General features: G+C 41.9%; 17 protein-coding genes and 1 pseudogene. 17 read left to right on the top strand and 1 reads right to left on the bottom strand.

Annotated features, from left to right (window positions below):
* Positions 1-25 precede the first annotated feature (25 nt).
* From NDM98_RS10325 to NDM98_RS10270, 13 genes and pseudogenes are all read left to right on the top strand, one after another.
* On the top strand, positions 26-799 hold the full coding sequence (locus tag NDM98_RS10325) for a sugar phosphate nucleotidyltransferase (protein WP_251607126.1): 774 nt from the start codon (positions 26-28) through the stop codon (positions 797-799).
* A gap of 12 nt (positions 800-811) precedes the next feature.
* Complete coding sequence (gene rfbC, locus NDM98_RS10320) at positions 812-1,378, top strand: dTDP-4-dehydrorhamnose 3,5-epimerase (RefSeq protein ID WP_251607123.1); 567 nt, start codon at positions 812-814, stop codon at positions 1,376-1,378.
* The gene (gene rfbB, locus NDM98_RS10315) at positions 1,375-2,352 is read left to right on the top strand and encodes a dTDP-glucose 4,6-dehydratase (protein WP_251607120.1); all 978 of its coding nucleotides are present in this window, start codon (positions 1,375-1,377) and stop codon (positions 2,350-2,352) included. Before rfbC ends, rfbB begins: the two co-directional genes overlap by 4 nt.
* A 3-nt stretch (positions 2,353-2,355) precedes the next feature.
* Positions 2,356-2,784: a glycosyltransferase gene (locus NDM98_RS10310; RefSeq protein WP_251607117.1), complete on the top strand. Its 429-nt coding sequence runs from the start codon at positions 2,356-2,358 to the stop codon at positions 2,782-2,784.
* Positions 2,741-3,328: a glycosyltransferase family 2 protein gene (locus NDM98_RS10305; RefSeq protein ID WP_251607114.1), complete on the top strand. Its 588-nt coding sequence runs from the start codon at positions 2,741-2,743 to the stop codon at positions 3,326-3,328. The genes NDM98_RS10310 and NDM98_RS10305 overlap by 44 nt, the downstream gene beginning before the upstream one ends.
* The gene (locus tag NDM98_RS10300; protein ID WP_251607112.1) at positions 3,306-4,457 is read left to right on the top strand and encodes an oligosaccharide flippase family protein; all 1,152 of its coding nucleotides are present in this window, start codon (positions 3,306-3,308) and stop codon (positions 4,455-4,457) included. Before NDM98_RS10305 ends, NDM98_RS10300 begins: the two co-directional genes overlap by 23 nt.
* Entirely contained in the window at positions 4,435-4,710 is a 276-nt protein-coding gene (locus NDM98_RS10295) for a hypothetical protein (protein WP_251607110.1), read from the top strand. The genes NDM98_RS10300 and NDM98_RS10295 overlap by 23 nt, the downstream gene beginning before the upstream one ends.
* A gap of 18 nt (positions 4,711-4,728) precedes the next feature.
* The gene (locus NDM98_RS10290) at positions 4,729-5,340 is read left to right on the top strand and encodes a hypothetical protein (RefSeq protein ID WP_251607108.1); all 612 of its coding nucleotides are present in this window, start codon (positions 4,729-4,731) and stop codon (positions 5,338-5,340) included.
* Between the two features lie 43 nt (positions 5,341-5,383).
* Positions 5,384-5,494, top strand: a pseudogene (locus NDM98_RS24630) (hypothetical protein); the annotation flags it as partial.
* Positions 5,495-5,554: 60 nt separating this feature from the next.
* Positions 5,555-5,878, top strand: a complete 324-nt coding sequence (locus NDM98_RS10285) for an SAF domain-containing protein (protein ID WP_251607107.1) — start codon at positions 5,555-5,557, stop codon at positions 5,876-5,878.
* Between the two features lie 68 nt (positions 5,879-5,946).
* Complete coding sequence (locus NDM98_RS10280) at positions 5,947-7,257, top strand: O-antigen ligase family protein (RefSeq protein ID WP_251607105.1); 1,311 nt, start codon at positions 5,947-5,949, stop codon at positions 7,255-7,257.
* Positions 7,241-8,107, top strand: a complete 867-nt coding sequence (locus tag NDM98_RS10275) for a cellulase family glycosylhydrolase (protein WP_251607103.1) — start codon at positions 7,241-7,243, stop codon at positions 8,105-8,107. Before NDM98_RS10280 ends, NDM98_RS10275 begins: the two co-directional genes overlap by 17 nt.
* Positions 8,091-8,495: a hypothetical protein gene (locus NDM98_RS10270; RefSeq protein WP_251607099.1), complete on the top strand. Its 405-nt coding sequence runs from the start codon at positions 8,091-8,093 to the stop codon at positions 8,493-8,495. Before NDM98_RS10275 ends, NDM98_RS10270 begins: the two co-directional genes overlap by 17 nt.
* Positions 8,496-8,896: 401 nt before the next feature.
* Here the strand turns inward: NDM98_RS10270 and NDM98_RS10265 are convergent, their stop codons facing one another.
* Complete coding sequence (locus tag NDM98_RS10265) at positions 8,897-10,264, bottom strand: hypothetical protein (RefSeq protein WP_251607096.1); 1,368 nt, start codon at positions 10,262-10,264, stop codon at positions 8,897-8,899.
* Between the two features lie 346 nt (positions 10,265-10,610).
* Between NDM98_RS10265 and NDM98_RS23480 the strand changes: the two genes are divergently transcribed.
* The 4 genes from NDM98_RS23480 (at position 10,611) to ganS (ending at position 14,985) form a co-directional block, all read left to right on the top strand.
* Positions 10,611-10,733 (top strand): hypothetical protein, encoded by a 123-nt coding sequence (locus NDM98_RS23480; RefSeq protein ID WP_285803909.1) that lies wholly within the window; start codon positions 10,611-10,613, stop codon positions 10,731-10,733.
* 115 nt (positions 10,734-10,848) lie between these two features.
* The gene (gene abc-f, locus NDM98_RS10260; RefSeq protein WP_444546311.1) at positions 10,849-12,471 is read left to right on the top strand and encodes a ribosomal protection-like ABC-F family protein; all 1,623 of its coding nucleotides are present in this window, start codon (positions 10,849-10,851) and stop codon (positions 12,469-12,471) included.
* Positions 12,472-12,543: 72 nt separating this feature from the next.
* Positions 12,544-13,554, top strand: a complete 1,011-nt coding sequence (locus tag NDM98_RS10255; protein WP_251607091.1) for a LacI family DNA-binding transcriptional regulator — start codon at positions 12,544-12,546, stop codon at positions 13,552-13,554.
* Between the two features lie 162 nt (positions 13,555-13,716).
* Positions 13,717-14,985 (top strand): galactooligosaccharide ABC transporter substrate-binding protein GanS, encoded by a 1,269-nt coding sequence (gene ganS / locus NDM98_RS10250; RefSeq protein WP_251607079.1) that lies wholly within the window; start codon positions 13,717-13,719, stop codon positions 14,983-14,985.
* The last annotated feature ends 27 nt before the right edge of the window (positions 14,986-15,012 follow it).

The raw sequence follows: 15,012 nt of genomic DNA, 5'->3' as shown, positions 1-15,012 counted from the left end.
ACTAAAAAAAGAGGGGTTGGTTCGAATGAAAGGTGTTATCTTAGCAGGAGGAACGGGAACACGGCTCTATCCACTGACTGCATCAATTAATAAACACATGCTACCGGTTGGAAAATATCCGATGATTATGCATGGAATCGCCCGCCTAAAGCAAGCTGGAATTCGGGACATTTTAATTGTTGTTGGCAAGCAACACGCTTGGGCCATGCTTCATTTACTTGGAAGTGGAGAGCAATATGGCGTAACGATCACATATCGTGTCCAGGAAACCTCAGGTGGTATTGCTGATGCGCTTCGTTTAGCTAGAGGTTTTGTGGGTGATGGAAATGTAACTGTTTTGCTCGGAGACAATATCTTCACACATTCATTAGAGTCTGCTGTTCATCGCTTTGAACAGGAGCAGCTTGGAGCAAAGGTCTTCTTGAAAAAGGTAGCTGATCCATCAAGGTTTGGGGTGCCAACGCTAATGAATGAGCGAATTCATTCCATTGAAGAGAAACCCGTCATTCCTCAATCTGACTTTGCGGTGACTGGAATTTACATGTATTCTTCATCTGTTTTTTCAATCATTGATACACTCTCACCATCAGAAAGAGGAGAGTTAGAAATCACTGATATTAACAATGTGTATATATCGCAGTCGCAGCTAGACTATGAATGTATCGAGGGAGAGTGGATTGATGCTGGAACTCATCAGTCTTTAAGCAGAGCACAGGCGATGGCGACCGACATGCAATTAGAGAACATTTTAACTAAACCGGTCAGGCAAATCGAACAAGAAGTAATGACAAACAGCTGAAGGAGGAGACAGATGAAGGTAACAGAGCTTGAGCTTCAAGGTGTGAAGCTTATAGAGCCACCTGTATATCAGGATGCTCGTGGTTTTTTTACAGAAAGCTATCAGCAGTCCGCGTGGAGTGATGCTGGAATTGTTGAAGCGTTCATCCAGGATAATCATTCTCTTTCTATAGAAATGGGTGTCATTCGTGGTCTTCATTTTCAAGTGGGAGAATCGGCCCAATCAAAGCTGGTACGGGTGCTATCGGGTTCAATCTATGATGTTGTTGTGGATATTCGGCCAGAATCCCCGACCTTCACCAAGTGGTCAGCTGTGACGCTTCGTGCAGAAGACCATCAGCAGTTGCTTGTACCAAAGGGTTTTGCTCACGGATTTTGTACATTAGAGCCGAATACACAGGTGTTCTATAAGGTAGATCAGTTGTATAATCGAGAAAAGGAACGAGGCATATATTGGGCGGATCCAGAGATAGGCATTTACTGGCCTATTGATTCACCTATCCTCTCAGAGAAAGATCGACAGCTACCATTGCTTGATTCAGTGAAGCAAGAGATCGGTAAAAAGGAAGGGATTGTATGAAACTATTAGTGACTGGTGGAGCCGGGTTCATCGGCAGCCATTTTATTCGATATATCTTAAACAAGTATCCAGATTACCAGGTGGTTAATATGGATGCTTTAACGTATGCTGGAAACCTTGCTAATCTGACCTCCATTTCAGATTCAGAACGATATACATTTGTTCATGCAGATATCCGCAACCAAACCAGAGTGGACCAGGTTCTTTTTGAAACGTCAGTTGATGCGGTGATCCATTTGGCTGCAGAATCTCATGTGGACCGCAGTATTGAATCCCCAGGCAAGTTTGTCGAAACCAATGTGTTAGGTACACAAAATTTGCTTGAGAGTGCAAGGCTACATGGAGTTGGGACATTTGTTCATATTTCTACAGACGAAGTATATGGGTCACTGGGGGGATCAGGTTCCTTTACTGAAGAAACTCCATTGGCACCAAATAGTCCCTATGCAGCAAGCAAAGCAAGCTCTGATTTATTTGTCAGATCCTATTATGAAACGTATGGTATGGACACGCGCATTACACGTTGTTCAAATAATTATGGACCAAATCAGTACCCAGAAAAACTCATTCCTCTTTGTATTAGCCGCGCTGTTCAAGGGCTGCCGGTGCCATTATATGGGGATGGGCAAAATGTGCGGGATTGGCTCCATGTCTACGATCATTGCTCTGCAATCGATGCTGTCCTTCACCACGCCAAACCAGGCAGTGTGTATAACATAGGTGCAAATAATGAGTGGAATAATGCAGATCTAGTGAAAAAAATACTCGGTATTCTAAACGTACCAACTAGTCAAATTGTGCCGGTGCGCGATCGACTTGGTCATGATCGACGCTATGCCATTGATGCAAGCAAACTAAAGCAAGATCTTGGCTGGAAGCCAGTCTATGATTTTGAGGATGGATTAAAAGAAACAATCGAGTGGTTTGCGAATCAGAACACCGGAAAAAAAGTTAGCCATTCGAGAGGACATTAACGTATGGATCAATCGGTGGCTATCATTTTGCTAAATTGGAATGGTTATGATGACACACGTGATTGTATGAAATCATTGGAACAACTTGTTGATCCGAACTTTCATGTGTATGTTGTTGATAATGACTCAACAGATGGATCAGCTGAACAGTTAAAGAAAGACAAACAAGATGATTGTTATGCCTATGAATGGACCTATCTGCAATCGCCAAATAACCGAGGTTTTGCAGGTGGAAATAATCTAGCGATCACCCGTGCATGTGCCAATGGTCATGCTTTTATTTGGTTATTAAATAACGACACATTAGTCGAACCCGATTCACTGACAAGGCTTGTTGAACCTATGAAAACAAATCCAACACTTGGCATCACAGGGTCTAAGATTTATTTTGCAGATAGTAATGTACTTTGGTTTGCTTGGTGGAAAGATTAACGCACGAACTGGGGCACATGCTCATATCGGCATGGGAAAACAGGACAACGGACAATATAATCAAGCTAAAAAGGTCAATTATATTGTTGGCTGCAGCTTATTAATTCGTACGGAAATTGTGAGGGGTATTGGTCTTCTGGAAGAGGATTACTTTCTTTATTATGAAGATGTTGATTGGAATCTTCGTGTACGGCAAAAAGGATGGAACATTCAATACGTGCCCAAATCCGTTATCTGGCATAAGGTGTCGCAGTCGGTCAAAAGTTCTGAGCTGTCTGCCCTTTCAACCTATTATATCATTCGAAATGCGTATCTAATGGCAACGAAGTTTCATAAAAGTTCATTACAGCTACGGGCAAAACGTAGGCTCGTTCGTAATCTCTTTTGGTATCATCTGAAAATCTTGGTCCGAAAACAAGATCAAAAGCGAAATCGTAGTGCCCTTATTTTTCAAGCCGCAACAGATGCCTTAAAAGGGAAAACAGGTAAATACGCGGCACAAGTAAAGATGGAGACTGCCTATGGCGCAAGAAAATCCAGTTAATGGGATGGCTGCATTAAAACAAAAGCTCTTATCCGGAAGCATGTGGGCTTTTCTTGGCAAAGCATCAACGGCGGTTATGGTTCTTGTTGTTAATGGATTAATTACTAGGATGCTTGCACAAGCTGATGCGGGTCTATATTTTCTTGGTTTTAACATTGCTCTGTTTGGAGCTTATTTTGGGTTACTCGGCCTTGAGCAAACATCCGTCAAATACATTGCAGAAGGAATGGAAAACCAAAAGTATAATCAAGTGATCTCAGTCATCAGGCGAACCAGCTTTTTTGTTGCGTGTGGGACTATTCTAGTAGGAGGCGGCTATTATATAGCGGCTGTTTTTTTATTTGGGCCAATCTATCCTGCTTCAGAAATCATCGCCCTTTCAGCTTTTATTGCTCTTTGGATTGCCGGGAATGTCTTTCATCTGCTTTTGGCTGAGTACTTTAGGGGACTTCAGGATATTCGCTTTGCTTCGATATTTGGTGGTTTCTTTTATAATGTAGCGCTGATCGTAGGGTTACTTGTGTTACAACTGGTTTCGAAAGCTCCTATAAGTCTAAACGATGTGCTAGGTGTCACATTAGCTTCATTAATCGTTTCGATTATCACCGGCTGGGTGATTCTGCAATTCAAACTAAGATCGGTAAAAAATAAACCTGTTCAAAATACAGATTTGGTTTCAAATCGAGTACTTTATTCAACTGGTTGGCCGATTTTAGGTGTGACATTAAGTAGTTTTCTCCTGCAACAATCAGATTTATGGATTGTAGGTATTGTGGAAGATACTCATACCGTTGCGTTATACGGGGCAGCTCTTAAGCTAACAGCGATTGTTATGATGCCGATTATTGTCTTAAATGCCGTCATTGCACCAATTGTTGCGGCAAAAAATGGACAAGGAACATTAAGAGAGCTTGAGCCTATTCTAAGGCTGATTGGTGGACTTGCAACATTACCATCAGTAGGGTTAGTGCTCTTGTTTTTTTTATTCGCTGAACAGATTATGTCGATTGCGTTTGGGTCCATTTATGGAGGAGCATCTTTGTTCCTCATTCTGCTTAGCTTAAAACAGCTTGGCGATTGTGTGGAATGGTGCATGTGGGATTCTGATGATGATGGCAGATCAGCATAAAAAGCTAATGAAAATCTCGGTCACAACTGGATTAATGGCACTTGTTTTAACGATCGGTTTCGGTTGGGTTTTTGGTGGCATTGGTGTTGCGATCGGTTCGCTTATTGCCAATATTGTTTGCCAGGTTTGGATGTGGAAAGTAGTGAGAAACACGATGAAGCTGAGGACGGATGCTAGTTTTAAAGCAATATATGATCTAGCTAAATCACGCAAACTGAAGCTAAATATAAGTAGTCATAAAGCTAAGCTATAAGAATGAGGAGGGACAAAAGTGGATCGTAATCAAGTGAAGGTTGCCATTACAGGCACAGGTTTCATTGCCAGAGGACTGACCGCTGCGATAGAGGCATCTCCTGATCTAGCCGTGCACAAAATACTGACTCGCCGAAAGATAGAAGATGTTTCTGGTGTAGTCAAAGAGTATCTCACCCACTCTATTCACGCTTTTCTTGAAGGAGCTGACATTGTAGTTGAATGCAGCGGAGATGTACACCATGGAACGGAAGTCATTCTAGAAGCTCTTTCAAAATCATTGCCTGTCATCACAATGAACTCCGAGTTGCAGGTCACAACGGGCTCCTATCTGTCGCAATGTGGATATTTAACTGAAGCGGAGGGTGATCAACCTGGCAGTCTAGCAGCTTTGGCTGAAAATGCACGAGCGATGGGATTTTCGCCCCTTGTATATGGAAACATAAAAGGATTTTTAAATGAAAACCCTACCCTTGAAGAGATGCAGTACTGGTCTCAAAAGAATGGTTTGTCACTTGAAATGGTCACATCCTTTACAGATGGAACCAAGGTTCAAATTGAGCAAGCACTAGTAGCAAATGGACTTGGAGCAGATATTGCAGTAAGGGGCTTAAAAGGAAGTCCAAGCTGATTATTTAGAGCAAGGAGCACACGAACTTGCTTGTGCAGCATCTATTCACGGGCAGTCTATTAGCGATTATATTCTTTGCCCAAGCGCTCCACCTGGTGTTTTTATCACAGCCACTCACGATCTAAATCAAGCAGCAGCACTAGACTATTTAAAGCTTGGTAAAGGACCTTACTACACTCTCACTCAGCCATTTCACCTCTGTCATTTAGAAATCATGAAAACGATTCGACGTGTCAGTCAAGGAGGAGACATTCTTCTAAATAACGGGTTGTCTCCAAAGATCGGGGTAGCAGCTGTTACAAAACGCAACTTGAAGCCAGAAGAGTTGATAAAAAAAGGCATTGGTAGTTTTCAAGTGAGGGGAGAAGCCATTCGTTTAAGCGAGGAACCAAATCATATTCCAATCGGATTGTTGCGTGATGCGGTAGTGAAGCGACCCATTGAACCAGGTCAAATTTTGACTTTTGATGACGTAGAGATAGAAGAGTCAACAGCATTGCGGGCATGGAGGGCTAGTTGTGCTGAAGCAACAATTTAAGTTAGTTAGAGGAATGAATAGAATCCAGCTCGAATAAAGAGATAGAGTCAGATGCAGGGGGGTCAGTTATGAATACGATTGCCTTAGATAAAAAACACCAAGTTATGCCCTCCATCCTATTTATTATCCTGATCTCATTAACTGTTTCCTCTGACTTATTCCTAGTGTTTAATGTTGGAGGTTTTGCACTTAGGTTTCCGCAGTTAATTACGATTTTACTCGCTATTGGATGGGTATGCGCAATCATAAAAAAAGGTGTCATTAAAATACCGCTTGGAGGCTTGTACCTACTTTTGTGGGCATTCGTTATCGTTGCGACAATACCAAATACAACCTTCCTGACGCGAAGCCTAGGATACGCATTTTGGTTAGCGTTAAATATAGTATTAATTTTTGCTGTCGTTTATTTTGTGAATACAGAAAATAAGGCACAAACCTTGTTTAAATGGTATCTCTATTCATTTGTGGTTCTCTCGATATTTGGCATTATTCAATTTATTTTACCGATTGTTGGATTACCTGCTCCGTACATTACCCAATGGTGGAACGATGGAATTCCTCGCGTGAATGGTTTCTCCTATGAACCTTCGTATTATGCTACCTACCTAATTACTGGTTGGGTCATGATGTTCTATCTGATGTTTGATGGAAAATCAACGCTTTTTACAAGACGCAAGATCATGATTTTACTTAGTATTACAACGCTTGCCTTGGTGCTTAGCTCCTCTAGAATGGGTATTCTCGTTATGGGGGTTTGGGTAGCGAGGTACGGATTACTTTTTCTAAAAGGGTTGCTCATGGATACCGTTAAGGTCAAACACTTATTTATTGTGGCTGCGGCGACCTGCTCTGGCATTGTGCTTGTTGGTGCTCTCATTTTATCTGGTGATACTACACTTCTTGCCGGTACTGGTCTCGGCGGCACCCCGGCTCACTCGGTTGATATTCGGAGTACGGACCTTGAAGATACCATTAATGTGATTAAGGAGAATCCGATTTACGGAGTGAGCTTGGGTGGAGTCGCACCAACGATTGGCGGAACATATGGAGTGACGGTGACGAATCAAGAGGTTGCCAAGGAATATGAAGGGTTGGCGGTGTTTGTTGAAGTCCTTGCAGCAAGTGGTTTTATCGGATTTATTCCATTTGTCTTATATATCGTCACAATGATCTACCGTCCATTTAAAAGAGCGGCTGTGATTCAGAATTTAGCTCATAAGGATATGCTACGCTCGATGACCTATGCGCTTATGTGCCTACTTTTAATTCTACAGCTGAACCAAAATATATTACGACCATATTTGTGGTTTCATATCGCATGTTTGTGTGCGATCTATGCCGTAGCAAGGGGCGTATCCACTTATGCTGAAAAAGGGTAAATGGCTATTCGTTGGTCTGATCGTTTTTTCAGTAATCGTGATGGCGGTTATTTTTATTGTACGTTGGGAAGCAGACCCAACATTTGAAAAGCTCTCCGTAACGGATGGACTCGGGATAAATATTCACGAAGTCACAGCGAACGAAATTGAGATGCTTGCTGAACTCGGTGTAACGTGGGTCCGTATTGATCTAACCTGGGAACAGATTGAGAAGGAACCAGGAATCTATGAGTATGGCGAGACCCGATATGATGAACTGGCAGATGCAATTCTAAAAAACGGAATGCGCCCTTACTTTATATTAAGCTACGGAAATCCACTCTACAGTGGAGAACAATCAATTGGAACCCAAGCAGGAAAAGAAAAATTTGCAGAATTTGTCCGAGAAACTGTCAGCCACTACAAAGGCATGGGTGGGATTTGGGAGATATGGAATGAACCCAATTACGATGATCATTGGTTAACTGCCCCGACCTACGAGCCATATGCAGACTTAGTTCACATATCCGCTCCAATTATAAAAGAACTAGATCCAACAGCCATTATTGCAGGACCTGCTATGCTTAATTTGAATGGAGAATCACTTGTGTGGATGGAAGAGCTTTTCAAACGTGGAGTCCTTGAGCACCTAGATGCCATATCCGTTCACCCGTATCGCCACACCCCGCCAGAAACTGTAACAGGAGATTACGAGATGCTACAAGAGTTAATCGATACCTATACGGACCGAGAAGATATAGAGATTTTTTCCGGAGAATGGGGTTATTCTTTAACTTCTCTACCAGACGAAGCCAAGCGAGCATCAAGCTCAATACCTTGTGCGGATGTTGCTGGTGAACGAGTGGAATAACATACCCATTAGTATTTGGTACGGATTGCGAGATAACGGTACAGATTGGTCAAATGAACTCCATCACTTCGGCTTAATGGATGCCCAAGAGCAACACAAACCTTCCTATGAAGCACTAATGACAATTACAAGCCTTTTTGCAGACTATCAATTCACTAAGAGAGTTGAAACCGAAGAGCAAATCTATGCTTTGCAGTTCACTCATAGAAGCAAGAGTATCTACGCACTCTGGACAACGGCAGACGACGTGCAATCATATAATCTACCCCTTGCCGCCGGAAACGGTAGATTAATCTCATTATATGGAGAAGAGAAGTCTGTGGAGTGGGAGGATGATGGATTTGAAGTAGAGCTCAGTGGGAGTCCGGTTTATTTGGAGGTGGAGTAGGTGTCTTGCTCCTTAGTAAAGAGAGCGGTGTCTTGGTGAAAGGGCTGCTTTCTTGGTGAGCAGAGTGTCGGTCTTGGTTGGTGACTGCTCTTTCTTGGTAAAGACTACTGTGTCTGGATGGAAGTGTTTTTCCTCTTTGTAATGGTCTCTCTCACTTGCTAACCTCGCAATTTCTCTTGGTTAAGCTTCAATCCTTCTTGGCAACTGAGCAAACCGTCTTGCCAAACCCGCAAACTTAAAGGCAGTAAATAAAAATGGACATTTTTATTCCATATGATCTTTTAGGAGCGAGTTTTGATAAAGGAACGTGGCTCTTGGTGAAGCGACCTGAAGATTCAACCGATATACCGACAATCAAATCACACAAAGTAAGAGTAGCGGTCCACGCGCTACTCTTACTTCTAATCAGTCAACCGATACTGAAACCGACCGCCAATTTCTTGAACAGTGGCATAGCAGGTGACGCCGCTTGTTGGATAGTTTGTGTTAGTTACAGTTAGAGATCCGTTCTCTATCTTGAAGCTAGGTGCGCCGTATCCGGTATTGTTAAAGGCTTTATTCGTTGCAAGGATGGTGATTGAGCCGTTATGGTTGTGTGGTTCTTTATATAGATTCAGAGTGTAGCTGTATTCATAGTTATTTGCTAGGACAAGTAGGTTCACAATTGCAACAACATTGTGGTCAACCTGAACGAGTGGTGTACTGCCTGGATTTAGCGCTTTTTCAATTGTGTAAGGGCTGCGTTGTATGGTGGCACTGCCGTCACGGTTGAGTTGGAGTCTGTCGCAATAGATGGCTTTTCCAAGTTTGGCATGGCGGTTGTGGTCGTGGACCATGAGGTCTCCGAGTAAATATAGGCTATTATCTGTTGATGCGACAAGCTCAAAAGTTTCATAATCTGCAGGGTTCATCACTTCTATCATAATTGTTCCGGAGAAGTTTGAGATCGCTTCTCCTTTATTTTGGATAATAGGTGCGGCGCTTCTTGTCCATATTTGGCAGGAGAGAGGGGAGTTATAGGGGAAGCAACCTGGTCCAATTTTGATCACTGGTTCAACTGCGCCTGGTCGTTTGTTGACTGTGCTGTTACTAATACCCGATCCGTGAAAGCTGCGTACACCATTTGTTTGCTTGAATTCGATTGCTACCTCACAACTTTCAGCGAAATCACAAGTATCAACTACTACATACTCGGTAAACCCTGATTCATTGTGGAAGGTGACTCCTGTCCTACATTGTTCGAATCGGCAATGCTTAATATAAAATCCGCAGACATCAACGGCTTCTATAGCGACAGTAGTTGGGTTGCCACGGAAACCAATTTGCTCAATGGCACCTCCAGAGAACTGGCCGCTTCCGCCCTTTATTTTAAATACAGGTTTTCCTTCAGGGATTTCGCTACAATCGATGATGGTTGATTTAAATCCTCTGCCAGTTAGCATTGGTTTGTGAAATGATTGTGGGAATAAAAGAGTGTCAGTTACCTTTAATACTTTTGCAGGTAAAAAGCAATGCGGATGTCCGTGGTTTACCGCATCATTAATCATCCGTTGAAGAGTGGCAGTATCATCCCCACCTTCTCCAATCTCTCCGTACTCGCTTGCATTTATGATTCCGTTTGTTTTCTCTGTGGAACCTTCTGATGCTTCAATGATCTGGTTGATATGAGTCAAATAACTAGTCATATCTTCTTCTAAGCGGTTTTGAAAGGTCTGCGATAATCTCTCAAGTTCTGCTTCCATTAATTCTTTTAATCGATTATTATCCACGGTTATTCCTCCCTTAAAAGTTATTACACCTTTCATAGAGTATGTACAAGTTGGACAAGAGGTGCAGGTTTCAAAAACTATGTAAATCCATCTAGATTGGTTCGGTTTGCTAAAACCTCGGGTATGGTATAAACAGAATCAAGGAGGAGATAGACATGGTTCAAGAAAAAAGTTTTACTCGCGGTTTGTTCTTTGGGATTCTTATTAACATTCCACTATGGGCACTCATCATTGGTACGGTTGATTGGGTAGTCTCTTAAACGATTAAATAAACATTTGTTTAATGTTTACATTTCAGAGAATTCTGGATATGATAGAAGCAACAAGATAAAAGGAGGTGGGTAATGTGAATCGTTCTATTGGTAGTGAGTCGGATCTTTTGGCGTTTTTGTTGATTTGTCGGGCTCTTTTTTCCACAGCAGTTACGAAATTGGAGCAGTCTGTCCAATTTAATCATGTAACTGTATAGAAAAAAACCAATGGAAGAGACATATGCCCACAATCGGTGAAGGTGGCAGGCTTGCTCTGCCGCCTTTTTTGGTATGTACTAAAACGTCTCTTTCCAAACAAAAGGAGAGCGTATGATGACTATATTTTATATGAAAGATGTATCCCAAACTTTTGGTGTTCACGTTATTTTTGAAAGGTTATCTCTTGAGGTGAAAAGTGGCGAACGAGTTGGGCTTGTTGGTCGGAATGGAGAAGGGAAAACCAGTTTATTGCATATCATAGCGGGAATCACTGAACCAGCATCTGGATCGGTTGGTTGGAAAAAAGGAACCACAAGAGGTGCGTTAGAACAAAATCCGGATCATCAGGATGTTACATTACTAGTGATCCTAAATAGCGTATTTAGTCATCTTCAAGAGATGGAGACAAAGATGCGTCATATAGAGCAACATTTACAGACGGTGAGCGATGAAAAGCAATTGGAGCGATGCTTAAGGGAGTACGGTGCGCTTCAGCATCAATTTGCGGAGTCAGGTGGCTATGAAGTGGATGGGGAGATTCGAAAGGTGAGTGCGGGTCTTGGTATTAGTCATCTGTTATCTAGAAAATGGAGTGAATTAAGTGGTGGGGAGCGAACAAAAGCGGGGCTCGCAAAGCTTTTGTTAACGAAGCCGGATTTGTTGCTTTTGGATGAGCCGACTAATCACCTTGATTTATTGGCAACGGAATGGTTGACGGAATGGGTTAGACAATATCCTGGCACAGTATTCATGATTTCACATGACCGGACCTTTTTAGATGACACGGTAACAAGAATTGTGGAAATGGAAAGTGGCGAATTGCAGCTCTATGAGACGAATTACTCAGGCTTTGTAAAGGAACGTGAACAGAGGCTCCTACTTGAATTTCAGCAGTATCAGGATCAGCAGAAGAAGCTCAAAAAAATGCGAGAGGCGATTAAACGTCTTAAGGAGTGGGCAAATCGGGCTAATCCACCGAATGCGGGAATGCACCGGCAAGCAAAAAGTATGGAGAAAGCACTGGCTCGTATTGAACGAGTAAAGAAACCTGTATTAAATCGTAAGCAGGTACAACTTGATTTTGATCAAAGTGGTCGCAGTGGAACGGATGTCGTTGAGCTAAAGGCAGTCACAAAAAGCTTTGCAAATCGTGTTGTATTAAAGGGCGTTGATTTGTCTTTGAAACATCAGCAACGTCTGGCTATTGTCGGGGAGAATGGCGCAGGGAAATCAACAATATTTAAGTTGATTTTGGCTGAACAAGCTCCTGATACGGGTGCGGTCCAACTGGGATCAAATGTATCGATTGGCTATCTGTCGCAGCATGGAAAGGAATTGTCGAATCAGAAACGAGTGATTGATGCATTCCGTGATTCTTCCCTTGTTACGGAGGGTGAGGCGAGAGCAGAGCTCGCGAAGTTCCTCTTTTTTGGGCAGGATGTGTTTAAAAACATTACTAGTTTAAGTGGTGGAGAGCGGATGAGGCTAAGGATGGCACAGCTTATTCACGAGCGGCATAATGTCCTGCTGTTAGATGAGCCGACAAATCACTTAGACATTGACTCTAGAGAGGTGTTGGAGGACGCATTGGCTGAGTTTGAAGGCACGATTCTTTGTATTTCTCATGATCGATATTTTCTGAATAAATTATTTACACAAACATGCTGGCTTGAGGATGGCATACTTACTAAGTATGAAGGCAATTATGATTATGGAAAAAAGAAAAGAGCAGAATAGCAAATAAAATATTTTACTAAATGATTATTATGCTTATAATGGAGAGGAGATAAAAAGCGGTGGGGTGCTAAGATGGCAGTTACGATTAAAGATATAGCGAACCGAGTAGGAATGTCTATAGCAACAGTGTCGAGAGTCTTGAACCAGGATCCGAATCTATCAGTTACAGACAAAACAAGAGAAAAAATCTATGAGGCAGCCGAGGATCTAGGCTATAAAAAGAAGGCTTTTAAACACTCTTTAAAGAAAGTTTCTTTTTTATATTGGTTCACTAAGCAAGAGGAGCTTGAAGATGTGTACTTTCAAGAGATTCGAGAGGGAATTAATGAACAGGCTGAGAATCGGAGTATTAATCTTAGTACGTATACAATAAAAGACGGAGTAGAAGCGGTTGATCCTCAATCAGAGGGTATCATTGCCATTGGTCGTTTTACGAAGCGCGAATTGGACTACTTATATTCAATCACTAAAAATGTTGTTTTTATTGACACCTCCCCTGATGAAGAGCGGTTTGATTCGGTTAAACCAAATCTGACTCATATTATCGAGAGGATGGTAGAGTTTTATGTGAAGAACCGCCATACTTCGATTGGTTTTATTGGTGGCGATGATCACGACATTGATACGGCTAAAAGACTGCCGGATATTCGGGAAACCGCGTTTCGCCTGTATGCGAGCAGATTTGATGTGCTACAAGAGGACGCCATTTATATTGGTGAACGATTTTCTGTTGAACAAGGATATAAGCTGATGCTTCAAGCCATTGATGAGCATGGAGACAATCTACCTTCAGCCTTTTGTATTGCAAGTGATACGTTAGCTGTTGGCTGTCTTCAGGCTTTAAATGAACGTGGGTTTGATCTGCCGAGTCGAGTGAATGTGTTTAGTATTAATGATAGTCATGTATCAAAATACGTCTCACCACCTCTTACCACTTTTCGCATTCATACAAATCTGCTTTGTGAAACGGCTGTAGATTTGATGATGGAGCAATTAGTAGATAAGCGGAAGATTTCCAAAACGGTTTATGTTTCCTCTACTCCTGTCTATCGCAAAAGCACGCTGGATCTAGCAGAATCATGAAAGTGAGTCACTCTTTAGAGGGTGGCTTTTTTCATTTGAATATCTAGTAAAAAAATTTACTTAAAGTATTTAATAAAAGTTGTTTACTATTTTATTAAAACTTGCTATTCTAATTTATAGAAAGCGTTTTCTTTCTACACATCAGATTGAGGGGGAAACAAGATGAAAAAGAGAAAATTTTTACAAGTGAGTGCAGTGACAGCGATGGCTGTTGCATTAGTTGCGTGTGGACCAGGGGAAGATGACGGTTCCGCAGAAGAGGCCGCGTCTACAGGTACCGATAAATTAATCGTCTGGGAAGATATACAGAAATCAGATGGTATTGCCGAAGCGGTTGAACAATTTGAGAGCGAACATGATATAGAAATTGAAGTAATTGAAAAGGCATACACAGGCCAAATTGAAGATCTGAGACTTGATGGACCTTCTGGAAGTGGGCCGGATGTCATTACAGTGCCGCACGATCAAATTGGAACAGCGGTAACGGAAGGCTTGCTTCAAGAGCTAACAGTATCTGATGAAGTTAAAGATATTTATACAGAGGAAACCATGCTTTCTCAAACGGTAGATGGCAAAGTATACGGTCTTCCAAAAGCAGTAGAAACGACGGTGCTTTTTTACAATAAAGAGCTTGTTGATGAGAATAATCTTCCACAATCATTAGATGAGTGGCATGACTTCTCCGTTGATGCAACAAAGGATGGTCAATATGGTTTCCTAGCAAAATGGGATAGCATCTATTACGCGCAAAGTGTAATTGGTGGGTACGGCGGTTATGTATTCCCACAAGAAGCTGACGGGAGCTACGATATAACTGATATTGGTTTAAATAATGAAGGTGCTGTTGAAGGCGGAGAATACATCAAAACCTTCTTCTCTGAAGGCTTATTCCCAGCAGGTATCATTGGTGAGCAAGGGATTAATGTTCTAGATTCATTATTCACAGAACAAAAAGCAGCAGCAGTTGTTTCGGGTCCATGGTCATTCACTCCTTATGCCGATGCTGGCGTTGATTATGGTGTAGCTCCACTTCCAACACTTTCAAATGGCGAGAATATGAGCTCGTTCCTTGGAGTTAAGAGTTATAACGTATCTTCTTATTCAAATAACAAAGAGCTAGCTCAAGAATTTGTTGAGTTCTTGACGAATTATGAGAACTCTAAGAAACGTTTTGAAATTACACAGGAGATTCCACCAATTGTTGAATTAATGGAAGATCCATTAGTAACTGATAATGAAAATGCTGCAGCAATGGCTGAGCAAAGCTTACATGCAAAACTAACGCCTAACATTCCAGAAATGGCTGAAGTATGGACACCAGTTGACAATGCACTTGGTTTAATTGCCACGGATCGTGCAGATGTGAGTCAAGCATTTGATGAAGCTGTTGGAACAATTGAGTCACAAATTGAGGCAAATCATTCAAATTAATCACCTGAGCAGCGAGAAACGTAAGTC

It is taken from the genome of Alkalicoccobacillus plakortidis, assembly GCF_023703085.1.
GTDB classification, from domain to species: Bacteria; Bacillota; Bacilli; order Bacillales; family Bacillaceae_D; genus Alkalicoccobacillus; species Alkalicoccobacillus plakortidis.
This window is presented reverse-complemented; position numbering and strand designations above follow the sequence as displayed.